Origin of the sequence: Thermomonas sp. (genome assembly GCF_020850895.1) — a bacterium.
Classification (GTDB): Bacteria; Pseudomonadota; Gammaproteobacteria; order Xanthomonadales; family Xanthomonadaceae; genus Thermomonas.
Genome location: NZ_JADZDS010000007.1, coordinates 37018 through 59250, shown reverse-complemented (window position 1 = coordinate 59250; position 22233 = coordinate 37018). Strand labels below are relative to the sequence as shown.

The 22233-nt window shown below is 65.1% G+C and carries 20 protein-coding genes; 7 read left to right on the top strand and 13 right to left on the bottom strand.

Annotation, left to right across the window (positions count from 1 at the left end):
* Positions 1–7: 7 nt before the first annotated feature.
* The 5 genes from IT472_RS00525 to ccoN are packed head-to-tail and all read right to left on the bottom strand — an operon-like array spanning position 8 to position 3464.
* On the bottom strand, positions 8–304 hold the full coding sequence (locus tag IT472_RS00525; RefSeq protein ID WP_297176752.1) for a hypothetical protein: 297 nt from the start codon (positions 302–304) through the stop codon (positions 8–10).
* A complete protein-coding gene (gene ccoP / locus IT472_RS00520) occupies positions 301–1233 on the bottom strand; it encodes a cytochrome-c oxidase, cbb3-type subunit III (protein ID WP_297176749.1) in 933 nt (310 codons plus the stop codon). Before ccoP ends, IT472_RS00525 begins: the two co-directional genes overlap by 4 nt.
* Complete coding sequence (locus tag IT472_RS00515) at positions 1230–1397, bottom strand: cbb3-type cytochrome c oxidase subunit 3 (protein ID WP_297176746.1); 168 nt, start codon at positions 1395–1397, stop codon at positions 1230–1232. The genes ccoP and IT472_RS00515 overlap by 4 nt, the downstream gene beginning before the upstream one ends.
* A 3-nt stretch (positions 1398–1400) precedes the next feature.
* Positions 1401–2015: a cytochrome-c oxidase, cbb3-type subunit II gene (ccoO, locus tag IT472_RS00510; RefSeq protein ID WP_297176743.1), complete on the bottom strand. Its 615-nt coding sequence runs from the start codon at positions 2013–2015 to the stop codon at positions 1401–1403.
* Between the two features lie 9 nt (positions 2016–2024).
* Positions 2025–3464, bottom strand: coding sequence for a cytochrome-c oxidase, cbb3-type subunit I (gene ccoN, locus IT472_RS00505; RefSeq protein ID WP_297176740.1), 1440 nt, complete (start codon positions 3462–3464; stop codon positions 2025–2027).
* A gap of 174 nt (positions 3465–3638) precedes the next feature.
* Here ccoN and IT472_RS00500 point away from each other — a divergent pair, with 174 nt between their 5' ends.
* The 4 genes from IT472_RS00500 (at position 3639) to IT472_RS00485 (ending at position 7925) form a co-directional block, all read left to right on the top strand.
* The gene (locus IT472_RS00500; protein WP_297176737.1) at positions 3639–4409 is read left to right on the top strand and encodes a helix-turn-helix domain-containing protein; all 771 of its coding nucleotides are present in this window, start codon (positions 3639–3641) and stop codon (positions 4407–4409) included.
* A gap of 378 nt (positions 4410–4787) precedes the next feature.
* Positions 4788–5816 carry a quinolinate synthase NadA gene (nadA, locus tag IT472_RS00495; RefSeq protein WP_297176734.1) on the top strand — a complete coding sequence of 343 codons (1029 nt, stop codon included), beginning with the start codon at positions 4788–4790 and terminating at the stop codon, positions 5814–5816.
* Positions 5813–7273: an L-aspartate oxidase gene (locus IT472_RS00490; protein WP_297176731.1), complete on the top strand. Its 1461-nt coding sequence runs from the start codon at positions 5813–5815 to the stop codon at positions 7271–7273. Before nadA ends, IT472_RS00490 begins: the two co-directional genes overlap by 4 nt.
* Positions 7274–7445: 172 nt before the next feature.
* Complete coding sequence (locus IT472_RS00485; protein ID WP_297176728.1) at positions 7446–7925, top strand: DnrO protein; 480 nt, start codon at positions 7446–7448, stop codon at positions 7923–7925.
* A gap of 53 nt (positions 7926–7978) precedes the next feature.
* Here the strand turns inward: IT472_RS00485 and IT472_RS00480 are convergent, their stop codons facing one another.
* From IT472_RS00480 to parC, 8 genes are all read right to left on the bottom strand, one after another.
* Positions 7979–9079: a pyridoxal-phosphate dependent enzyme gene (locus IT472_RS00480; RefSeq protein WP_297176725.1), complete on the bottom strand. Its 1101-nt coding sequence runs from the start codon at positions 9077–9079 to the stop codon at positions 7979–7981.
* A 32-nt stretch (positions 9080–9111) separates the two neighbouring features.
* Complete coding sequence (locus IT472_RS00475; protein ID WP_297176722.1) at positions 9112–11073, bottom strand: pyridoxal-dependent decarboxylase; 1962 nt, start codon at positions 11071–11073, stop codon at positions 9112–9114.
* A gap of 88 nt (positions 11074–11161) precedes the next feature.
* Complete coding sequence (locus tag IT472_RS00470; RefSeq protein WP_343231794.1) at positions 11162–11569, bottom strand: SirB2 family protein; 408 nt, start codon at positions 11567–11569, stop codon at positions 11162–11164.
* An 85-nt stretch (positions 11570–11654) separates the two neighbouring features.
* A complete protein-coding gene (locus tag IT472_RS00465; protein ID WP_297176719.1) occupies positions 11655–12905 on the bottom strand; it encodes an NnrS family protein in 1251 nt (416 codons plus the stop codon).
* Between the two features lie 72 nt (positions 12906–12977).
* Positions 12978–13730 carry a cyclic nucleotide-binding domain-containing protein gene (locus tag IT472_RS00460; RefSeq protein ID WP_297176716.1) on the bottom strand — a complete coding sequence of 251 codons (753 nt, stop codon included), beginning with the start codon at positions 13728–13730 and terminating at the stop codon, positions 12978–12980.
* 49 nt (positions 13731–13779) lie between these two features.
* Positions 13780–15180, bottom strand: a complete 1401-nt coding sequence (hemN, locus tag IT472_RS00455; RefSeq protein WP_297176713.1) for an oxygen-independent coproporphyrinogen III oxidase — start codon at positions 15178–15180, stop codon at positions 13780–13782.
* Positions 15181–15224: 44 nt separating this feature from the next.
* A complete protein-coding gene (locus IT472_RS00450; RefSeq protein WP_297176710.1) occupies positions 15225–15890 on the bottom strand; it encodes a thiopurine S-methyltransferase in 666 nt (221 codons plus the stop codon).
* Positions 15891–16187: 297 nt separating this feature from the next.
* A complete protein-coding gene (parC, locus tag IT472_RS00445) occupies positions 16188–18437 on the bottom strand; it encodes a DNA topoisomerase IV subunit A (RefSeq protein ID WP_297176707.1) in 2250 nt (749 codons plus the stop codon).
* Positions 18438–18564: 127 nt separating this feature from the next.
* Between parC and IT472_RS00440 the strand changes: the two genes are divergently transcribed.
* The 3 genes from IT472_RS00440 to IT472_RS00430 all read left to right on the top strand — a co-directional run bounded on the left by IT472_RS00440 (position 18565) and on the right by IT472_RS00430 (position 22078).
* Complete coding sequence (locus IT472_RS00440) at positions 18565–20052, top strand: NAD(P)H-hydrate dehydratase (protein ID WP_297176704.1); 1488 nt, start codon at positions 18565–18567, stop codon at positions 20050–20052.
* Between the two features lie 4 nt (positions 20053–20056).
* Complete coding sequence (gene tsaE, locus IT472_RS00435; protein WP_297176701.1) at positions 20057–20515, top strand: tRNA (adenosine(37)-N6)-threonylcarbamoyltransferase complex ATPase subunit type 1 TsaE; 459 nt, start codon at positions 20057–20059, stop codon at positions 20513–20515.
* 150 nt (positions 20516–20665) lie between these two features.
* Positions 20666–22078, top strand: a complete 1413-nt coding sequence (locus IT472_RS00430) for an N-acetylmuramoyl-L-alanine amidase (RefSeq protein ID WP_297176774.1) — start codon at positions 20666–20668, stop codon at positions 22076–22078.
* Positions 22079–22233: the final 155 nt, after the last annotated feature.

Here is a 22233-nt window from a genome sequence, read left to right as displayed (position 1 = left end):
GACGGAATTATCGCTTCGGCTTGGGCCCGTTGAAGCGGCTCGAGGGCCGCAGCAGGATCCAGGTGAACAGGCTGGATGAGGCCGTCGCCAGCCAGAACGTGAAGAAGCCGATCGTGTAACCCAACCCGCGACTGATCTCCAGGTGCGGGAAGGTCAGATCACGCAGTTCCAGCGGATCGACGAAGGCAAAGAACACCATCGTCGCCACCCCGGCAGCGAAGAAGCTGGGCCACAGCACCGCACCCACCCGCTGCGCCAGCGGACGCGGCGGATGGTCGAACTCACGGGTGGTGAAATCGGTCATTGCGCCGTCCGTGCGGCACCGGGCTTGTGCGACAGCGACCAGACATAGGCCGCGACCAGCCGCGTACGGGTATCGCCCAAGGTCTCGCCCCAAGCCGGCATGCTGCCGTGGCGGCCATTGGCGATGGTCTCGCGCAGGGCGTCGGTGCTGTTGCCGTACATCCAATAGGCATCGGTCAGGTCGGGCGCACCCAGCGTCGGATTGCCCTTGCCGTCCTTGCCGTGGCATGCCGAACAGATGTTTTCGTACAGGTCCTTGCCTCGTGCGGCGGCGAAGTCGCTGGGGGTGGCAGTGCCCTTGTTGCCGAGGTGGCGCACATAGGCGATCACGTAGTCGACTGCGTCCGGGCCACCCATGCCGGTGAGCGCCTTGCCCCAAGCCGGCATCACGCCTTCACGGCCCTTGCTGACCGTTTCGAGGATGCGTTCCGGGCTGCCGCCCCAATGCCAGATATCGTCGGTCAGGTTCGGATAGCCGACCGCGCCCTTGGCCGAGGAGCCGTGGCAGGTGGCGCAATTGTTGGAGAACAGCGAGCGCCCGAGTTCGATCGCGGCCGGGTTCCTTGCAAGCACGTCGATCGCTAGGCCGTGGTAGGGCGCAAAGGTGCGTTCGAGCTGTGCGTTGGCCAGTGCCGCGGCTTGGTCATGCTCGCCCCTCGAGCTCCAGTGTCCGAACCCAGGATAGGTGCCGAAGCCGCCGTACCAGAACATGTACCCGAAGCCGAACGCGATCGCGATGTAGAAACCGTTGATCCACCAGCGCGGCATCGGCTTGTTGTATTCGGTGATGTCGCCATCCCAGTAATGGCTGGTCTGTTCCGGCTTGGGATCATCCGGGCGACGCTTGGATGTCCACCACAGCAGCCAGGTGATGCCGAGCAGGTTGAACAGCACCAGCACGATGACGAACAGGTTCCATCCCGTGGTCATGGGTGGGTCTCCTCGTCACGTACTTCGCTTGCGGGGATGGTGTCATCGTCAACCGCCAGACGCGCGGTTGCTTCGAACCCACTGCGCAGCCGCGGCTGCCAGGCCCAGACCCAGAGGGCGACGAACAGCAACAACATCAGGGTGGTGATGATTCCGGACAACATCGCTCAGCCCCCCTTCGGTGCGTGCTTGCCGAGGCCTTGCAGATAGGCCACCAGCGCATCGAGTTCGGTCTTGCCTTCCACTGCCGCGGGTGCGGCGGCGATCTCGGCATCGGTGTAGGGATCGCCCAGGCGCTTGAGCGCGCGCATGTGCGACTGCACGGCGCCGCCATCGAGGGTGTTCCGCTCAAGCCACGGGAAACTGGGCATGTTCGATTCCGGCACCACGTCGCGTGGGTTGAGCAGGTGGACGCGATGCCAGTCGTTGGAATAGCGCCCGCCGACGCGGGCCAAGTCCGGTCCAGTGCGCTTGCTGCCCCATTGGAACGGGCGGTCGTAGACCGATTCACCGGCCATCGAATAGTGGCCGTAGCGCTCGGTCTCGAAGCGCAGGGTGCGGATCATCTGCGAGTGGCAGTTGTAGCAGCCTTCGCGCACATAGACGTCGCGTCCCGCCAGTTCCAGCGCAGGGTAGGGCTTGACGCCCGGCAGCGGTTGGATGGCCTCGGCCTGGAACATCAGTGGCACGATCTCGGCCAGCCCGCCGATCGACACCGCGATCGCGGTCAGCAGGGCCAGGACGCCAATGTTCTTTTCAAGTTTCTCGTGTGCGATTCCCATGTCGTGTCCTCAGGCCTGGGCTTCGGCGGCGTGCGGCGGCAGGATCGGGTGTTCGGCGACGCCTTGCGCCTGCCGCCAGGTTTTCCACATATGCCAACCCATCAGGCACATGCCCGAAAGGATCAGCAGTCCGCCCAGCAGGCGGCCGAGGTAGTAGGGATAGGTGGCCACCAGCGATTCGACGAAACTGTAGGTCAGCGTGCCGTCGGCATTGGTGGCACGCCACATCAGGCCCTGGGTGATGCCGGCGATCCACATCGAGACGATGTAGAACACCACGCCGAGGGTGTGCATCCAGAAGTGCACGTCGATCAGCTTGGTCGAATACATGCCCGGCAGGCCCAGCAGGCGCGGGTACAACGAGTAGAGCGAGCCGATCGAGATCATCGCCACCCAGCCCAGGGTGCCGGCGTGGACGTGGCCAACGGTCCAGTCGGTGTAATGGGAGAGCGAGTTGACGGTCTTGATCGACAGCAGCGGGCCTTCGAAGGTGGCGATCATGTAGAAGCTGATCGCCACGATCAGGAACTTCAGGATCGGATCGGTGCGCAATTTATGCCAGACGCCGGAGAGCGTGAGGATGCCGTTCATCGCACCGCCCCAGCTCGGCACCAGCAGGATCACCGAGAACACCATGCCCACCGATTGCGCCCAGTCCGGCAGCGCGGTGTGGTGCAGGTGGTGCGGGCCGGCCCACATGTAGATCGAGATCAGTGCCCAGAAGTGCACGATCGATAGACGGTATGAATAGATCGGACGCTGCGCCTGCTTGGGTACGAAGTAATACATCATCGCCAAGTAGCCGACGGTCAGCAGGAAGGCCACGCCGTTGTGGCCGTACCACCACTGCGCCATCGCATCGACCGCGCCGCTGTAGACCGAGTAGGACTTCCACAGCCCGGCGGGCATCACGATGTTGTTGACGATATGCAGCAGCGCCACCGCGATCACGTAGGCGCCGTAGAACCAGTTGGCAACGTAGATGTGCTTGACCCTGCGCTTGGCCACGGTACCGAAGAACAGCCAGCCGTAAGCGACCCAGACGATCGCGATCAGCAGGTCCAGCGGCCATTCGAGTTCGGCGTATTCCTTGCTCTGGGTGATGCCCAGCGGCAAGGTGATGACCGCCCCCAGCATCGCCGCTTGCCAACCCCAGAACACGAAGCTGGCCAGCTTGTCGGAGATCAGCCGAACATGGCAGGTGCGCTGCACCACGTACAGTGAGGTCGCGAACAGCACCGAACCGCCGAAGGCGAAGATCATGCCATTGGTGTGCAGCGGACGGATCCGGCTGTAGGTCAGCCACGGAACGTCGAAATTGAGCGAAGGCCAGTACAACTGCGCGGCGCACAGCACGCCGACGGCCATGCCGATGATGCCCCAGGCCACGGTGGCGACCGCGAATTGGTGGACGACCTTGTCGTTGTAGGTGCCGGAACTGGCGTGCATGCGGGACTCCGGGGTGCTGGACAAGCCAGAGCCATGCCATTTGATCGCGGCACGGACAGGGCATTGGGCGAAGGCAGGCCGAACGGCTCGATGCGGAGCCGTGGCTCATGCCGGGCGAAAAAAAACGCATTTGCAGGCATAATTGTACGGAAGAATCCTGCGGATTTGCAGTCGATGAATGAACCGGTCTCGTTGAGTCTCGCGCGCTTGCGCCGAAGCTGTGCGGAATGTTCGCTCCAGCAACTGTGCCTGCCGACCGGGATGAACGGCGAGGACATCGGGCGCCTGGACCTGGTCGCCCGCCGGCGGCGTCCCTTGGCCAAGGGAGAGACCTTGTTCCGCCCGGGAGATCCGCTGCGGGCGGTCTATGTCGCCAGCGAAGGCAGTTTCAAGACGATCGTGGTCAATGCCACGGGCGATGAGCATGTTCTTGGGTTCCACCTGCAGGGCGAACTGTTCGGGCTGGACGCGATCGGCACCGGCGCGCATCGCTGCGAAGCGATCGCCCTCGTCGATGCACGGGTCTGCGAATTGCCGTTCGACAACCTGGCGACGATCGCAGCCAAGCTGCCCAGCCTGCAGCAGCAGTTGCTGCGCGTCATCGGGCAGAGCGCAAACCACGACCACGATCACGTCGAAGTGCTTGCGCGCCGGCAGGCCAACGAGAGGATCGCCATGTTCGTGCACGGCCTGTCGGAGCGCTACCGGCGCATCGGGCGTCCTGCGAATGATTTCCACCTGCCGATGAGCAGGGATGAAATCGCGCGCTATCTCGGCCTGGTGCTGGAAACCGTGAGCCGTGGCTTCAGCCGCCTGCACGAGGATGGAATCATCGAGGTGCATGGACGCAGGATATGCATCCTCGACGAGAGTGCACTGCTCGCTGCCGCCAACGGTGGCGATGGTGGCGAAACCCCGGAGCCGCGCAAGCGTAGTAATGCTTGATCGACGGGTCAGGTTCATTTCCTGATGGCCCATATCGAGTAGAACTCACAAGAACTCAGGACACCCACCATCCGTTCTGCCCGCGGTCTGTTCCGGTGATGGCACCACCACCGCCATGCGCGATCTGGCATAGGCCCACGCTTCGATTTCCGGGTCGGTCGCCAAGCGCCACGCACGCGCCATCCTCACGCAAGCTCAGGCAATCCCCCCGACCTGTTGCCTGCATGTGCGTGATGGCGCGTCGACGGGTATCCTGTTGCCCCCGATGCGCCAGGTTGCAAGCATTCAGCAAGCGTTGCCCCGAGTGCGCTCCCATGGATCCCACACCCGCCACTGCAGGCGCCCACCCGCGCCAGCGCCTGCCTGCATGAGACCCGGATGAACACGAGAACCGCCCCCGCCTGGAGTCCCGAACTGGAAGCGCGCTACGCGCCGCTGGCCGCGCAGCTGGAACGCCTGATCCCGTGCATGGAGGTGCCGCTGCACCTGCCGTGGATCGATGCGATCAATACGCTCAAGCAAGAGCGCGGCGCGGTGATCATGGCGCACAACTACCAGTCGCCGGAGATCTTCTACGGCGTTGCCGACATCACCGGCGATTCGCTGGCGCTGGCACAGCAGGCTGCGACCTGCGGCAGCGACATCGTGGTGATGTGCGGCGTGCACTTCATGGCCGAGAGCGTGAAGGTGCTGGCGCCGGACAAGACCGTGCTGATTCCCGACATGGAGGCTGGCTGCTCGCTGGCGGCGTCGATCACGGCGGCCGACGTGCTGGCCCTGCGCGCCAAGCATCCTGGCATCCCGGTGGTGACCTACGTCAATACGTCGGCGGCGGTGAAGGCGGTGTCGGATTCCTGCTGCACCTCGGCCAACGCGGTGCAGGTGGTGGAATCGGTGGCCGCCGAGCACGGCGTGAAGCAGGTGATCTTCCTGCCGGACCGTTACCTTGGTGCCTGGGTGGCGCAGCAGACCCAGCTCGACCTGATCCTGTGGCAGGGCGCCTGCGAGGTGCATGAGCGCTTCACCGGGATCGAGGCACGGCACGCCCGCGAACAATTCGACGCCAAGATCGTCGCGCATCCGGAGTGTCCGCCGGACGTGCTGGCCGAGGCCGATTTCGTCGGTTCCACCACGGCGATGGGCAAGTGGCTGGAGAAGGCCAAGCCCGAACGGGTGGCGATGATCACCGAGTGCTCGATGGCCGACAACCTGCGCAATGAGTTTCCGCAGGTGGAGTTCATCAAGCCCTGCAACCTGTGCCCGTACATGAAGAAGATCACGCTGCCCAAGATCCACGCCGTGCTCAGTGACCTGAGCAACGAGGTGGTGGTGGCGCCGGAGGACATCGTCGGCGCGCGCCGGTCGCTGGATCGGATGCTGGCGGTCGGGCGTCGCGACCGGGTGTGAGTACGCACGATCCGATCATCGTCGTCGGCGGAGGCATCGCCGGCATTGCCACTGCGCTGGCCGCCGCACCGGCGCCGGTGCTGCTGTTGACGCGTGCGCCGGGTGCGCGCGGTGCCGCCAGCCTGCTGGCCCAGGGTGGGATCGCGGCGGCGATAGGACCCGGCGACACTCCTGACGACCATGCCCGCGACACCCGCGTGGCCGGCAGTCACCACAATGATCCGGCCGTTGTCGATGTGCTGGTCAAGGGTGCGGCCGAAGCCGTGCATTGGCTGCAAGCGCTGGGCGTGGCCTTCGACCGCAACCCCGATGGCAGCCTCGCGCTCGGGCGCGAGGGCGGGCATGATCGCAACCGGATCGTGCACGCCGGTGGTGATGCCACCGGGGCCAAGGTGATGGACGCGCTGGTCGCCGCGGCGCGTGCGTCCGGGCACATCACCCGCCGCGCCGGGGTCGAGGTCGATGGCCTGTTGCTGGACGATGGCAGCGTGCGTGGCGTGACGTTCACGACGGCCGATGGCGCACGCGAACAGGTGCGTGGTCGTGCGGTGGTGCTGGCGACTGGCGGTATTGGTGCCTTGTTCGCGCAGACCAGCAATCCACCTGATGCCGATGGCAGTGGCCTGGCATTGGCTCTGGCAGCCGGCGCCGCGCTGCGTGATCTGGAATTCGTGCAGTTCCATCCGACTGCGTTGATGTTGCCGGGGCAGCACAGCCTGCCGCTGGTGACCGAAGCGCTGCGCGGTGCCGGTGCGCACCTGTTCGACAGCAAGGGCCACGCCTTGATGGACGGTGTGCACCCGCTGGGCGATCTGGCCCCGCGCGACATCGTGGCGCGTCAGGTCTGGCAGGCCTGCCAAGCGGGCGGCGCGGTGCTGGATGCGCGGGTGGTCGGGGCGGCGTTTGCGGAAAAATTCCCGACCGTCCTGCGTGCCTGCCTCGATCACGGCATCGACCCGCGCGTGCAGCCGATCCCGGTCACGCCGGCGGCGCATTTCCATATGGGTGGGATTGCGACGGATGTCGATTGCCGCAGTTCGCTGCCAGGCTTGTACGCGGTGGGCGAAGTGGCCTGCAACGGCGTGCATGGTGCCAACCGGTTGGCCAGCAATTCCTTGCTGGAAGGCTTGGTGTTCGGACGCAGGCTGGGGCTGCAGTTGCGCGCCGACAGCACGGCCTCAGGTGAAGCCGCGTCCAGCATCGAGGCAGGCATCGAAGCGCGACGGCCGCCATCGCTCGACGCAGATGCACGCACGCTCCTGCGCAACCTGCTGTCGCAGGCGATGGGCCCGATGCGCGATGGGGCGGCCATGCAGACGGCGCTCCGCGAGCTCGAGCTGCTTGCAGGCGAAGGTTGGCAGGTGGGCGTGGCCCGCGCATTGCTGACGGCGGCATTCAAGCGCAAGTCCAGCCTCGGAGCGCATTTCCGCAGTGACGATGCATTGGCTTCCGGCTGAGTCTGTCGCTGTTCGATCCGAGTTCATCACCCTCGATTCTGGAAAGACCGTTCCATGCGGCATGCGTGAACGATCGCCGAGACACGACGGCATGGTTTGACCAGGATCAATCGCATTGCCCCCGCAGGGATGCCACGCTATCGCCATAAACGCCAACCCACGGAGACACCCGATGCGCCTCCAGACTGTAATTCCGATGTGTGTGCTTGGCACTCTGCTGGTGTCTGCGCCGGCATGTGCGCAATCGACTTCACACGCCGACCATGCGGCACATGCCACCCATGCCGTACACAGTGGAGCGCAAGCGGCTCCGACACAGCGCTGGGCCACCGATGCACCGCTGCGCGCCGGAATGCGCGAGATTCGCGCGGCCACCGGCATCCTTGGCCACATCCATGCCGGTCGCCTGAACACGCGCCTCCGCCCGGTCGCGGTGGCAAGGATCGATGCCGCGATCAAGAACATGATCGCCAACTGCAAGCTCCAGCCGCAGGCAGATGCCGCCCTGCACGGCTTGCTGGCCAAATTCATCGCAGGTGCCGATGCTGCCCGCCAGGGGCGGTTGAGCCCGGGTGACCTCGCGGCGATGCAGCAGGCGTTGGCGCGTTATCCGCAGTTGTTCAACGATCCGGGTTGGGCCGCGGGCAGATAACCCCGGTCCATTGCGGGCTTCACCTGCGTCGGGTGGCGCGATCGGCCGTGCGATCAGCCGTGGGTGTCCAGAGGCTTGCCTTCGGCCAGCGTGGCCTGCAGTGCGGATTGCCAAGGTGCGATGTCGAGCCGGTGGGCGACGCGCCAGTCCGGGTCGAACAGGGTCTCCCGATAGCGCTTGCCGCGGTCGCACAGCAGGCTGACGATGCTGCCGGACTCGCCCTTGGCGCGCATGGCGATGGCCAGTTTGAGGCAGCCGATGAAGTTGACGCCGGAAGAACCGCCGTAGCGGGTTCCGAGCAGGTCATCGAGCTGCAGTGCGGCTGCAACAGCGGCGGCATCGTCAACCTCGATCACGTCGTCCACGACGTCGAACAGGAAGCCCGGCTCCACCCTGGGGCGACCGATGCCTTCGATCAGGGTGGGCTGGCTGGCGATCGCGGTCCGGTCGCGCGTGCGCCAGCCGTGCACAAAGCCGCTGCCGGTGGGTTCGGCGATGCACAGTCGGGTGTCCAGTCTGCGGTAGCGAAGGTAGCGGCCGATGGTGGCCGAGGTGCCGCCGGTGCCGGCACCGCAGACGATCCAGCTCGGTACGGGTTGCGATTCGCGGCGCAGTTGGCCGAGGATCGATTCGGCGATGTTGTTGTTGCCGCGCCAGTCGGTGGCGCGTTCGGCCAGGCCGAACTGATCGAGGTGGCAGGCGCCTTCGAGGGCGTGCTGCGCCGCGCGTGCGTGGACCTGCGTCGGGTCATCCACGAGGTCGCACTGGCCGCCCAATTCCTGCACGGCGTGGATCTTTTGTGGGGCGGTGCAGGCCGGCATCACCGCGATGAACGGCAGACCCAGCAGGCGCGCGAACCAGGCTTCGGAAATCGCGGTGCTGCCGGACGAGGCGTCGACCACGGTTTGTCCGGCGCACAAGCGACCGTTGCACAGCGCGTACAGGTACAAGGAGCGCGCCAGTCGGTGCTTCAGGCTGCCGGTGGGATGGCTGGATTCATCCTTGAAATAGAAGGCGATGCCGGGGAAACCCGGGAAATCCAGCCGCAACAAATGGGTGTCCGCCGAGCGCGTGGCTTCCTGTTCCAGACGAGCGACGGCAGCGTGCAGCCAAGCGCGGCTGCCTGCTGTGACGGGGGGCGTGAGCGTGGACATGGCGTCCATGATTGCCGCTTGCGGGGCGAGGCTCAAGTGGCATGCCCCAGTGCACGCACGCGTTTGGCCAAATACTCGAAATACAGGTCGATGTAGCTGATGCCGTTTTCCCGGTCGATCAGGTACGGGTTCATCAGGGTGTGGCGGAGGATCACCAGCTTGCCGTCGCGGTCGTCGTCGAGCGTCGCCGCATCGAGTCCCAATGCGTCGAAGATGCGCAGGATCCCTTCCTCCCCCAAAGCCTCCGGCTTCAGGGTCGTGGCCGAGGCAAAGAACTCCTTGTCCTGCAGCGGATGGCTGGGGTCGATGCGCAGCTCATCGTGCAGGCGGCGGACAAAGGCGTTGGCAACGGCGACCGAGCGGTTTCCTGCCGGATTGAGGGCGAGGCAGACCAGGTTGCTGTCGGGATCGAACGGCATGATTGCCTGCGCCACGCCGGCGATGTCCCGGGTGAAGCGCTGCGCACGCGTGCGGAAATGCTCCGCGGCGCGGATGGTCTGTGCGGACAGCAGTCCGAAGTTGGCATGATCGAGTGGCAGGACACGGTGGGTCACGTACACGGCGGCGGCCGCCGCACCCGGCTTCGAGCCCTCCGGGATGATCTGGCCAAGGCTGCGGTAGCGGGTCATGTAGTCGGGCGCAGACTCGCCGTGGAAGACGTAGTCCGCAGCCTCGGTCAGCAGGGCGGTGGCGCGGTGGTCGCGACAGATGAAGGCGCCCGAGCCATAAGGAAGGTAGCCGAGCTTGTGCGGGTCCACCGTGGCCGAATCGGTGGAACCGATCGCGGCAACCGCGGCGTGGACTTCGGGCGTGGGAAAGGTCTGGAACCCGCATGCGACGTCCTCGAGTGGACGCAGGCTACCGTCTTCGTTGCGGAACAGGGTTGCGAGATAACCACCCCAGGCTGCGTCGACGTGCACGGAAAAGCCGAGGCCACGGCGAGCAAAACGCTCGCGGGCGTCCACCACCGCATCGATCGGATCCACCGTGCCGTATTCGGTGGTGCCCAGCACCGCCACCGCCATGAGCACCGGTTGCCGATCACGCAAGCAGCGTTCCAGCGTGGCCTCCAGCGCATCGATGTCGATCCGCATGCCGCGCTCCGGAAGCTGTTCAAGCTGGCCGCGCCCCAGCCCCAGCAGCTTGCAGCCCTTGCTCCACGAATAGTGCGCCGTTACCGGCGCAAGGACTTTCGGGACCTTCAGGTCAGCGTGGAGGGCGAAGAAGTCCACCAGGCCAAGGTGTTCGATTCGTTCCTTGGCCACCTTCGATTGCCAGCGCTTGCGCTCCGTTGGCGTGGCCTGCGCCAACCAGCGACCCCAGCGGTCGACCAGTGCGATGGCAGCTTGCGGATGCAGGTTGAATGCCGCCCAGTCGTCTTCGGGCAATTCCAGTTCGTCGATCCCTGCTGCGCGCAGTGCGACCGGGAAGGCCTTCTGCGCCAGCGCCAGTCGCAATGCCTGGTAGTTGGCGACGGTGCCGCCCGAGGTCAGGTGGCCAAAGGCGCAGTCTGGACGCGTCGGGTCGTCGACGTAGCCGAGCATTCGCGCCAGCTGCAGGCCGACCTTGATTTCCAGCTCCACCGTCACCGGAGCGGTGTCCTCGGTGACGTTGTTGGGGTTGTAGGGGAGGGTCAGGATCTGCGCGGCAAGTCCCGGCAGCAGCAGGTCGGAGGCCATGTGGCCGATGTAGCGCGGGCTATGGAAGGGCACGGATTTCTTCAGCGCCGCCGACAGCAGGTGCAGCTCGCGACGCATCTTCGCTTCGAAGGCGAGGTAGTCCGGGTGCAGTGCCGCGGTGGTGGAGATCGCCAACGGATCTTCGGGATGGAAGTTGCGCCGCCAGTAGACGTGGTCGCGCAGGAATTCGACCACGAGCTTTTCCAGCAGGGTGTCGTTCTGCGCATAGGGGCCGAGGAAGCAGGCATCCAGCATCCGCTGGCGCTCGCGGTCCAGGTCGTTGCTCGGTTCCGGCGGGGACAGCGTTGCGGCCATTGCGTTCTCTCGAAAGATGGAATCTTGAGCGGTGCATCAGGAGGGGCGATGCAGTCCCGGCAGGGGGGTGATTCTGCGTATTCTGAAATCAGTTTGCCAGCAGCGACAGCCAGCCAAGCGGATTGTGCATGCGGGCAATCCCGTAGATGAATCCGAAGGTCGCAAGCGCCGCCAGGTAGAACCCGAAACGCGCGCGCTGGGATCGTTTGGGGCGCATGGCGAGCACGCCGAGGACGACATACACGACCACCAGCGTGAGCTTGACTGCCAGCCATCCATTGGCGAACACCCCGCTGGGCAGGATCGCGAACAGGGTCAGGCCGGTGGCCAGCAGGGTGGTGTCGACCACGTAGCTGCCATGGCGCGCGATGGCATGCCGGGGCCAGGACGCACCCAGCAGTGAGGCGCCGCAGCGCAACGCGAAGACCAGCCCGCTGCATTGCACTGCGTGCACATGCACCCATTTGATTTGCGGGAAGTACTCCATCAGGGCCATTGCGAGGCACCGTGGGATGGCCGTGCCAGGTGCCGTGGCGAGGCGGCAGGGGTCGACCGACTCCGAGTGGACAAGCGCGCAGTCTTCATCCCGGCTTGCCGTCTGCGCGCGGATGCAGGTAGATCGACAGCGAGCGCAGCGCCCACGGCAGGAAGGCGACCAGCCATCCTGCTGCAGCAACCATCTGCCAGAGGTAGGTGTCGGGCGTGGCCTCTGCGGCGATTCGCGTCACTGCCACCAGTTGCAGCAGGGCAAAGGCGAACCAGGCAACCTTCGACATTTCGATCGGGCGTCCGGAATGACCCAGGGTGACCCGCGTGACCATCGCCACCAGCAGGCTGCCGAAGAATCCGATGTAAATCGCGTGCTGCGGTCCGCGACCGAGGATGAATTCCCCGCCGGCAGCAAGCACCGCGCTCTGGACGGCAAACAGGGTGAACGCGATGGGCAGCCAAGTGAAGCCGGCGAACAGCACCCACAGGATCGCTGGCGATTTCCCGCGCGGCCACCAGCGAAACAACACATGGGCGCTTCCCAGCGCGAGGACTGCATCGATCGGCCACGTCCACGCGTTAGCATGCATCAGCTCCAGCGTCAGATGCGCCAACAACAGTGCCCACAGTGCCGCCACCAGGCCCATTGGGCGCCACGGCCGGTATCCGTGAACCACGTTGCCGGCAAAGAACGGGAACATACGGTGGGCGACGGTCGTGTAGATCGGCAGCAGCACCGCAAACGTGCCGAGCTTGATCGAGACGAATACAGTCCACGGCCCGGCCCCGTGTAGGGACGCCGCCATCAGCAGCAGGCCGACCAAGCCGAAACCCAACGCTGCGAAGCAGGACCAGGCATGCCATGTCGGCCCCTTGCCGGCGCGCCGCTCGGCCAGCAGCACGCCAAGTAGCTGGAACAGTCCGTAGCCCCATCCGAGGATCGACAGCACCACGCCCAGATGCACGAGATGGACGATCCCGGCCAGCATGCCCGCGATCACGGACAGTTGCCCGCCGAGCAGGCCCAGTCCGACCGGGACATAGTGTGCTCGCTTGAGATCAGGGAAACCCATCCAGCGCGGGAAGGTGGTCATCAGGAAGCCGAACATGAACGGCGGGAACAGCTGGTATTGCATGACGAAGGCGTGAATCCAGCCACCAAACGGCGTGCCGGTCGGCAGATGGATGGCGTGCCAGCGCGCATCGATCAGCCACAGCAGCCACCAGCTCATCGCCAGCAGCACGTTGAGCGCACCGACGAAAAACAGCAGGCGGTGCGGCTTGACGGCCAGCAGGGCGAGGGACAAACCGGCCTCAGGCCGGGAAGGATCGTTGCGATTCATGGGTGCAAAGTCTCGCCCAATGTCGTTGTGCCGGCATTGATTCAAGTCATCCGCGCTGTGCGGTACTGAGGCTCATACGCGCCGGATCGGTGCGGCCAGCGCTTCGATCCGCACGAGGTCGAGCAGTTCGACTTCGCGCCGATCCACCACCAGCAGGCCAACATTCTGCATGCGTCGCAGCACCCGGCTGACCGTTTCGGGTGCCAAGCGCAGGTAGTTGGCGATGTCGGTGCGCGCCATGGTCAGCTGGAAGCGGGTGGCAGAGAAGCCACGTGCGGACAGGCGGCGCGACATGCCGATCAGGAACGCGGCAACCCGCTGGTCCGAAGACCAGTCGCCGGCAAGCTGGGTGGCGCGGCCGATATCGCGGCTGAGCAGGCGGAACAGCTCGGCCTGGATGCCGGGCACACGGGTGGCCAGCACCGAGATCTTCGGGAACGAGAACCGGCACAGCATCACGGTGTCGAGGGCGATGGCGTCGCACGGGTAGCGATGGCCGTCGATCGCGCTCAGGCCGACCACTTCGCCCGGAAAATAGAACCCGAGCACATGCTCGTGGCCGTCGCGGTCGATCATCCGGGTCTTGACCGTGCCGGCGCGCACCGCGGCGATGGCTTCGAAAGGATCCCCTTCGGCGAAGATGCGATCACCCGCGTGGTATGGGCCGACGTGCTCCACCAGGACGTGCAATTCGCGCAGCGCAGACTTGTCCATGCCGTGAGACAGGCACGCCTGCGAAAACGCACAGGTGGAGCAGAACGTCAGTTCGTCGCCGTCATCGGCCAGCACCTGCGGGTTCAGCCGCGGAAACGGCAGGTTGCTCATTGCGGGGTCGGGTCCGGATAGGGGCCAACCGGACGCCACCGTCGGGTTTTCAGATCGCGCGGGAGAAGCGCGGCCTGGCGTCGGCGGCAGGAGGTTCCAGATAGCGATCGAAACACATCGCAATATTACGCAAGAGCAGGCGTCCGCGCGAGGTCGCCCGGATTTGCCCGGGTGCAACTTCGACCAGCGCGTCTGCGGCCAATGGTTCCAGTTGCTGCAGGCTGTCGGAGAAATAGTCTTCGAACTGGATTCCGTAGCGTCGCTCCAGTGCGGCCACCGGGATCTCGCCTTGGCACATCAGCGCCTGGATCAGGTCTGCACGCAGTTCGTCGTCCTCGCTCATCTGCATGCCTCGGAACACCGGTAATTTCCCGTTGTCCACCGCGATCTCCCATGCGGGCAGGTCGCGCGGGTTCTGACTGAAGGTGTTGCCGACATGGCTGATTGCCGAAACGCCGAGCCCAAGCAGGTCGCTGTTTGCATGGGTGGTATAGCCCATGAAGTTGCGATGCAATCCGCCTCGCGCCTGCGCTTGGGCAAGCTCGTCATCAGGCAGGGCGAAGTGGTCCATGCCGATGTAGACATAGCCTGCCGCGGTCAGCTTCTCGACCGCCAACTGCAGCAGCGCGAGCTTGGATTCGCCGTCGAGCAGGTCCTCGTCCCTGATCTGCTTTTGCGCCTTGAACAGGTGCGGCATGTGCGCATAACTGTAGACGGCCAATCGATCCGGGCGGATGTCGGTGATGGTGTCGAGGGTGCGGGCAAACCCCTCGAGATTCTGCCTTGGCAAGCCGTAGATCAGGTCGATGTTGATCGAGCGCAGGCCGGCGGCGCGTGCCGCTTCGATGACCGCCCGGGTGTCCTCGACGCTCTGGATCCTGTTCACTGCCTGCTGCACGATGGGGTCGAAATCCTGCACGCCGAGGCTGGCGCGCGTGAACCCGATCCTGGCGAGCGTCGACATCCAGCCCGGATCGCAATAACGCGGGTCGATCTCGATCGAGATGTCGCGGTCGCTGTTGTCGGAGAAATGGAATTGACGTCGCAATGCATCGACCAGGTCCCCGAGTTGGGCGGGGTCGAGGAAGTTCGGGGTGCCGCCGCCAAGATGCAACTGGATCACCTCACGGTCGCGGTCGAACAGCGGCGCGTACAGCGCGATCTCGCGGTGCAGGCGTGCCAGATAGGCCTCGCCACGCGTCTTGTCGCGGGTGATGATGCGGTTGCAGCCGCAGTAGAAGCATGGACTGAAGCAGAAGGGAACGTGGACATACAGCGAGAGGCGACGCGGGATCGGTTCTTCGTTGCTGGCCTGGATGGCATTGCGCAACTGCATCTCGCCGAAGTCGGCACTGAATTGGGGTGCGGTCGGATACGAGGTGTAACGTGGGCCGGGCCGGTTGTAGCGGCGCAGGAGCTCGGCATCGAAGGCAACGTGCTGGGAGTGCATGGCGCCAGAATAGGCAGGCGCTTGCGAACGCGAATTGATTCCGATCAATCCCTGATTCGACCGCGCACCAGACCATACACCACCGTATCCAGCGCGGAAGTGCCAGTGACGTGGCCAGGATGTTCGCTCGGTATGGGCCGGCGTTCCAAGGGCTGGATCTCCCAGAACGGCTCGAACAGCGCACGAATTTCGCTTTCTGGCACCGAAAAGGGTGGCCCTGGGCGTTCATCCTGGGAGTATTCGAGGGTGATCATCAGTCCTCGGCATCCCTCTGGCAGCAGGGAGTAGGGCGTGCGGGCGTAGCGCTGGCGCATCTCGGGCGGCAGTGCGATCACCGCGGCGCGGTCGAACACGGCGCTGCAGTCGGCAAGCGCCGCGGCGTCCAGGTCGAACACATCGCCGCGAATGATTTCGATGTTTCCAGCCACGTGATGCAGGCCGTGTCGGCTGGCGTGGACCTGCGGCTCCAGCAGGTGTTCGCTGAAAAACGCGTCGATTGCGAGCTGGGACAGTTCCACCGCCAACACCCGATGCCCGCGCGCCGCCAGCCAGACCATGTCGAGGGATTTCCCCGCCAGTGGAACGAACACCTTGGCGCTGGTTGCAATCCCCAGTGCGGGCCAGTGCTTCTGCAGCAGCGCAGTCGGCTCGCCCTGGTGGAAACCGATCTGCTGGTGTTGCCAGCGCTGGTGCCAGAAATCAGGCTGCATGTGGGTCCTTCGCCGCGATGACGGCGGTATGCTTGAAGGTCAATATCGAACTGTGTGCCAAATCCGGGGCAGCGTGGTTTCCGAAAGCAGGAGAGTCCGGGCGGCAAGCGTACTCGCGCATCGATGGTGCGGACGGAGGCCTGGGGCAACGCTGATTCAGTCGGCGTTGCCTGCCGACCATGGATGGTCGGCCGCGGATCGATCACCGAAGTGTTTGATCCGCAATGAGCGACGTCCGGGCATGCACCGGACGCAGCGTGTACTGACACGCCCAGGTAGGGACTTGTTCAGCATTCCCTAGGATTCCACCGTCAGCGCATCCACCTTCTGCCAACCGCGTGGCAGCAGGCTGCCGCGACTGCCGCGCGTGCCCAGATAAGGCTCAAGATCACGGAAGGCCAGGGTCATCGTGCGCGCACCGGAGTGCACCAGCAGTTTGCCAACTTCGGGTACCGCAGCGACCGCCACCGCCTTTTCGGTGCCGCGCTTGGCTGTCGGAATCCCAATGATCTTGTTGCCCTTGCCCTTGTCCAACTCGGGCAGGTCGGACATCGGGAAGGCGAGGATGCGGCCGGTGTTGGTGACCACCACGAGGCGATCGGAATCGGGGGTGGCGACGGTGACCGGCGGCAGCGGATGGCCACCTTCGGACAGGGACAGCAGGGCCTTGCCGGCCTTGTTGCGCCCAGTCAGGTTCTCGAAGCGGGTGATGAAGCCATAGCCATGGCTGGAGGTGACCAGCAGGCGCGAGTCGGCATCACCGCTTGCCAACGCCTCGAACGTCGCGCCCGCGGGCGGCGAGAAGCGCCCGGTCAGCGGCTCGCCATTGCCGCGCGCCGAGGGCAGGGTATGCACGGCGGTGGAGTAGCTGCGCCCGGTGGAATCGAGGAAGGCAACCTGTTGGGTGCTTCGGGCCTGGACTGCAGCGAGCAGGCTGTCGCCTTCGCGGTAGCCAAGCGCAGTGGCATCGATGTCATGGCCCTTGGCCGCACGCACCCAGCCCTTGCGGCTGAGTACCACGGTCATCGGCTCGCTGGCGACCAGTTCGGTCTCGGCCAGGGCCTGGGCCGCCCGGCGTGCCACCAACGGGCTGCGGCGGGCATCGCCGAATTTCTTCGCGTCTGCCAGCAGCTCGTCCTTGATCAATTTCTTCAATTTCGCCTTGCTGGCCAAGGTGGCGATCAGGCGGTCGCGCTCGTTGTCGAGTTCGTCCTGCTCGCCGCGGATCTTCATTTCCTCAAGCCGCGCGAGTTGCTTGAGCTTGGTTTCGAGGATGTAGTCGGCTTGCTCATCGTCAAGTTCGAAGCGTGCCATCAGCACGGGCTTGGGCTCGTCTTCGCTGCGAATGATGCGGATGACCTCGTCCAGGTTGAGGAACGCGGCCAATAATCCTTCCAGCAGGTGCAGGCGGCGTTCGACCTTCTCCAGCCGATGCCGCAGGCGGCGGGTGACGGTGGTCTGGCGGAAGTCGAGCCATTCCGACAGCAGCTGGTGCAGGTTCTTGACCTGGGGTCGGCCGTCGAGGCCGATCACGTTGAGGTTGACCCGGAAACTCTTCTCCAGGTCGGTGGTGGCGAACAGATGCCCCATCAGCTGTTCGACATCGACACGGTTGCTGCGCGGCACCAGCACGATGCGGGTGGGATTGGCGTGGTCGGATTCGTCGCGGAGATCCTCCAGCCATGGCAGCTTCTTGGCCCGCATCTGGGCTGCAACCTGCTCGATGATTTTCGAAGGCGAGACCTGGTGGGGCAGCTCGGTGATGACGATGTTGCCCTGTTCCCTCGCGAACACCGCGCGGGCCCGCACCGAACCGGTTCCGGTTTCGTACATTGCGAGTAGATCGGCGGCTGGAGTGATGATTTCGGCTGCGGTGGGATAGTCCGGCCCGCGCACGTGTTCGCACAGGTCGCGCACGCAGGCATCGGGATCATCGAGCAGCCGGATGCAGGCGCTGGCGATCTCGCCCAGGTTGTGCGGTGGCACGTCGGTGGCCATGCCGACGGCAATCCCGGTGGTGCCGTTGAGCAGCAGGTGGGGCAATCGCGCCGGCATCCAGCTGGGTTCCTGCAGGGTGCCGTCGAAATTGGGCACCCAATCAACGGTGCCGTGAGCGAGTTCTCCCAGCAGCACTTCGGCGATGGATGCGAGTTTGGATTCGGTGTAGCGCATCGCTGCGAACGATTTCGGATCGTCGCTGGAGCCGAAGTTGCCCTGGCCGTCGATCAACGGGTAGCGCCATGAAAACGGCTGCGCCATCAGCACCATTGCCTCGTAGCAGGCGCTGTCCCCGTGTGGATGGTATTTCCCGATCACGTCGCCGACCGTGCGTGCGGATTTCTTCGGTTTGGCCGTGGCGGCCAGGCCCAGCTCGCTCATCGCGTAGATGATGCGGCGCTGCACTGGCTTGAGGCCGTCACCGATGAAAGGCAGGGCGCGATCGAGCACCACATACATCGAATAGTCGAGGTAGGCGCGTTCGGCATATTCACGCAGTGGGATCTGTTCGAAGCCGTGGAACGCGGGGCGGAAGAGGTCGTCGGTCATGGCTCCATTTTACGTTGCGCCACGGGAAGCAGGGCCGTGCGAGTCGGCGGGCCGACGCCGGGACCGTTTTCGCAGTGATGCCGTGGCCGGTGCCCCGGACCTGCCATCTGCGTTCTAGAATCCAGGCATGCAAGCCTTGCTTCCCCTGTTCGACCCCGGCGCGCTTCGAACGCTCGAGGCGCGTGGCGCAGCACATCATGGCGGCGATGCATTCGCGCTGATGGCGCGCGCTGGACAGGATGGTTGGCGCAAAGTCCTTGAGCACTGGCCGCAGGCGCAACGCGTGCTGGTTGTCTGCGGGCCGGGCAACAACGGCGGCGATGGTTTCGTGCTGGCCAGGCATGCGCGGGCCGCTGGCCGCGATGTGTGCGTCCTGCAACTGCCCGCACATTCGCCGATGACCCCACTTGCCCAGCGCGCACGCGATGAATACGTCGCGGCTGGCGGCGTCGTTTCGGTGTTCACGGGCACGCTCCCGGAAGCCGATCTGACTGTCGATGCGCTGTTTGGCATCGGGCTGTCACGGGCACCGGACCCAGCCACGACCGCCCTGATCGAAGCGATCAATACACAACCGTCCGAGGTGTTGGCGCTGGACGTGCCGAGCGGGATCGATGCGCGCCGCGGAAGTGCTCCCGGTGCCGCGGTGCGCGCCGTGCGTACTCTGCAATTCCTTGCCCGCCACCGCGGGCTGCGCACCGGCGACGCGCTCGACCATTGTGGCCAGCTGGATCTGGCAACGCTCGGTCTTCCGGAGGCATTGTTCGATGGCGTCGCGCCGGCGGCCATGGCTTGGCGGTCTGCAGCGCTGCGTGAGCATCTGTCGTTGCGCCCGCGTGATAGCCACAAGGGAGTCAACGGCCACGTCCTGTGCATCGGCGGCGACCATGGCTGTGGCGGGGCCGTGCTGCTGGCTGCACAGGCGGCGCTTCGCTGCGGCGCCGGCCTGGTCAGCGTGGCGACGCGGGCGGCCCATGTGCCTTCCCTGTTGGCGCGTTGCCCGGAGGTGATGGCGCAAGGCGTCGAGGACGGTGAACAGTTGCAACCCTTGTTGGAGCGCGCCGCTGTGGTTGCGATCGGTCCGGGGCTCGGTTGCGGCGCGTGGGGGCGGGCGCTGATGGGCGCTGCCCTGGTGGCGGGTAAACCCTGCGTCGTGGATGCCGATGCGTTGAACCTGATTGCGGTTTCCGGCGTGCGCTTGCCCCCGGGAGCGATTATCACTCCGCATCCGGGCGAGGCTGCGCGTCTACTGCACTGCACGACCGCCGACGTCCAGGCCGACCGTTTTGTTTCGGCTGCGACATTGGCCGTCCAACTGGATTGCGTGGTGGTGTTGAAGGGGGCGGGCAGCCTGGTGCAGTCGGGTTCGGAGCCGACTGCGGTGATCTGTGCCGGCAATCCCGGCATGAGCACCGGCGGGATGGGGGATCTGCTCACCGGATGCATCGCCGCATTGCGTGCACAGGGATTCCCTGCGGCAATGGCCGCCCGTGTCGGGGCGTTACTGCATGCAGCCGCTGGGGATGCCGCTGCCCGCGAGGATGGCGAACGGGGCCTGCTGCCGACCGACCTGCTGCCGTGGTTGCGCAGGCTGGCCAATCCGGTGCGACGATAGTCGCATGACGATCGATGGGTTCCTCGAAGACGAGTCGGCGACCACCGCGCTGGGCGAACGGCTGGCTCGAACCATTCCCAAACGCGCGGTGGTGTTCCTGCGGGGTGATCTGGGGGCAGGCAAGTCAACGCTGGCACGGGCGTTGCTTCGTGCGCTCGGCGTCACTGGTGCAATTCGCAGTCCCACCTACACCTTGGTCGAACCCTACCCGCTTGCAGCCGGGGGATGGGCACTGCATTTGGACCTGTTCCGGATCGGCCATCCCGGGGAGCTGGAGTTCCTGGGCATCGATCCAGCCGAGGCCTGTGTGTGCTTGGTTGAATGGCCGGAGCATGGCCAAGCTGTGCTGCCTCCGGCGGATCTAGACATTTCGTTGGCCGTGGAGGGTCATGGGCGCCGCTGCGTCCTTCAGCCACAGAGTGCATCGGGCGAGGATTGGCTGGCGAATGCAGGGTACGGATGATGCCAGGCGCGGAAGTTGTGGATTGGTTCATGAATGTTACGCAGGCTACGGATAAATCAAGGAAAAACGCTTGCATCTGTGGGATTGCAGTGGTTTACTCCCGGCATGGGCGTCTCGGGGATCTCCCGCAAAGCAGTAGTTTCGGCCGCGATGGCGTGGCTGGCGCTTGGTTTTTTCTCGGCAAATGCGTCTGAAATCAGGCAGTTGCGAATAGAGTCCGGGGCAACCGGAACACGCGCCGAGGTGCTGCTGGACGGCAGCGGCCCGTACAAGCTGATCCGCTTGTCCAATCCAGAACGGTTGGTGGTGGATTTTCCTGAAGGCCGTGTTTCCCGTGGCCTGTCCATGCCCGCAGGCAGTGGCGTGATCTCCGGTGTACGCATCGGACAGCCCGCGGCGGGCATGGTACGGATCGTGTTCGACCTTTCGCGCCCGGTCTCGGTGTTCCCGCCCCGGCTGGATACCGGCGCATCGGGCGTGCGTCTGGTGCTGGAGTGGCCCGGCGACGAACTCCCGGCACGCACGGCAGGAGGCCGCAGGCAGGATTCCGCGGCAACTTCCGTAGCGATGGCCGGTCCGAAACCCGTGCCCACGGCGATGGCTGCCCCGGCTGAGGTACGGCCAACAGGGGCGGGGGCAACCCTACCGCCCTTGGCTGCTTCCAATGCAACGCAGCTTCTCGCAACCCCCATGCAACCGCAATCGGCGGTGGCCGATCGCAGCACAGGAGCGACGACCCGGGCCCAGATGGACGATCCACCGGTGCCGGTCGTGCAGACCCCACCCATGTTGATGCGTTCCGGGATGCGGCCGCTTGTGGTTGCCATCGACGCCGGCCATGGCGGGCAGGATCCCGGCGCGCGTGGACTGAACGGAACCCGCGAGAAGGACGTCACACTGGCGATCGCCCGCGAACTTGCGCGCCAGGTCAACGCAACCCCCGGGTTGCGTGCGTTCCTGACCCGCGACAGCGACGTGTTCATCCCCCTGAACAATCGCGCCCGCCGTGCCACCCAGAACCACGCCGACATCTTCGTTTCGATCCACGCTGACGCCGCCGAAAACCGCAGTGCCCGTGGCTCGTCGATCTACATCCTGTCGACCCGGGGCGCGTCGTCGCAGCGCGCTCGTTGGCTGGCGGACACCGAGAATGCAGCCGACATCATTGGCGGTGAGCGCGTGCGTGCCGCAGGCGACACCCTCACTTCGGTCCTGCTCGACCTGACCCAGAGCGGCAACATGAAGGCCTCGGAGGATGCCGCCAGTCACATCCTCGACGAACTCAAGCAGGTCGGCAACAACCACAAGGCCGAGGTCGAGCGCGCGAATTTCGCCGTGCTGCGGACCTCCGACAAGATGCCCGCAATGCTGGTCGAAACGGCGTTCATCTCCAACCCCGATGAAGAGCGGCGATTGGCCGATCCTGCGTTCCAGCGCACCCTGGCGGGCGCGATCCTTGGGGGCATTGATGCCTATTTCACGCGCCAGCCGCCGCCGGGCACGCTGTATGCCGCGCGTGCACAGGCCGCTGAGTTGCAACCTGAGGCAGGCAGCGAGCGTTGAAATCGCTTTGAAGCAAGCGCCAGGGCAACGCGAATTTCTCGGCGTGAGCTGCGTCCGGACCTGCACCGGACGCAGCGTGTGTTGACGCGTCCAGGATGGACTTGTTCAGCATTGCCCCAGTGGGCGTGGTGGACTGGACACCCCGTGATTGATCT

What these genes read in the sequence shown, in the direction of transcription:
- IT472_RS00525 (WP_297176752.1), bottom strand. Translation starts at nt 304, where the DNA reads ATGACCGATTTCACCACCCGTGAGTTCGACCATCCGCCGCGTCCGCTG.
- ccoP (WP_297176749.1), bottom strand. Translation starts at nt 1,233, where the DNA reads ATGACCACGGGATGGAACCTGTTCGTCATCGTGCTGGTGCTGTTCAAC.
- IT472_RS00515 (WP_297176746.1), bottom strand. Translation starts at nt 1,397, where the DNA reads ATGTTGTCCGGAATCATCACCACCCTGATGTTGTTGCTGTTCGTCGCC.
- ccoO (WP_297176743.1), bottom strand. Translation starts at nt 2,015, where the DNA reads ATGGGAATCGCACACGAGAAACTTGAAAAGAACATTGGCGTCCTGGCC.
- ccoN (WP_297176740.1), bottom strand. Translation starts at nt 3,464, where the DNA reads ATGCACGCCAGTTCCGGCACCTACAACGACAAGGTCGTCCACCAATTC.
- IT472_RS00500 (WP_297176737.1), top strand. Translation starts at nt 3,639, where the DNA reads ATGAATGAACCGGTCTCGTTGAGTCTCGCGCGCTTGCGCCGAAGCTGT.
- nadA (WP_297176734.1), top strand. Translation starts at nt 4,788, where the DNA reads ATGAACACGAGAACCGCCCCCGCCTGGAGTCCCGAACTGGAAGCGCGC.
- IT472_RS00485 (WP_297176728.1), top strand. Translation starts at nt 7,446, where the DNA reads ATGCGCCTCCAGACTGTAATTCCGATGTGTGTGCTTGGCACTCTGCTG.
- IT472_RS00480 (WP_297176725.1), bottom strand. Translation starts at nt 9,079, where the DNA reads ATGTCCACGCTCACGCCCCCCGTCACAGCAGGCAGCCGCGCTTGGCTG.
- IT472_RS00475 (WP_297176722.1), bottom strand. Translation starts at nt 11,073, where the DNA reads ATGGCCGCAACGCTGTCCCCGCCGGAACCGAGCAACGACCTGGACCGC.
- IT472_RS00470 (WP_343231794.1), bottom strand. Translation starts at nt 11,569, where the DNA reads ATGGCCCTGATGGAGTACTTCCCGCAAATCAAATGGGTGCATGTGCAC.
- IT472_RS00465 (WP_297176719.1), bottom strand. Translation starts at nt 12,905, where the DNA reads ATGAATCGCAACGATCCTTCCCGGCCTGAGGCCGGTTTGTCCCTCGCC.
- IT472_RS00460 (WP_297176716.1), bottom strand. Translation starts at nt 13,730, where the DNA reads ATGAGCAACCTGCCGTTTCCGCGGCTGAACCCGCAGGTGCTGGCCGAT.
- hemN (WP_297176713.1), bottom strand. Translation starts at nt 15,180, where the DNA reads ATGCACTCCCAGCACGTTGCCTTCGATGCCGAGCTCCTGCGCCGCTAC.
- IT472_RS00450 (WP_297176710.1), bottom strand. Translation starts at nt 15,890, where the DNA reads ATGCAGCCTGATTTCTGGCACCAGCGCTGGCAACACCAGCAGATCGGT.
- parC (WP_297176707.1), bottom strand. Translation starts at nt 18,437, where the DNA reads ATGACCGACGACCTCTTCCGCCCCGCGTTCCACGGCTTCGAACAGATC.
- IT472_RS00440 (WP_297176704.1), top strand. Translation starts at nt 18,565, where the DNA reads ATGCAAGCCTTGCTTCCCCTGTTCGACCCCGGCGCGCTTCGAACGCTC.
- tsaE (WP_297176701.1), top strand. Translation starts at nt 20,057, where the DNA reads ATGACGATCGATGGGTTCCTCGAAGACGAGTCGGCGACCACCGCGCTG.
- IT472_RS00430 (WP_297176774.1), top strand. Translation starts at nt 20,666, where the DNA reads ATGGCGTGGCTGGCGCTTGGTTTTTTCTCGGCAAATGCGTCTGAAATC.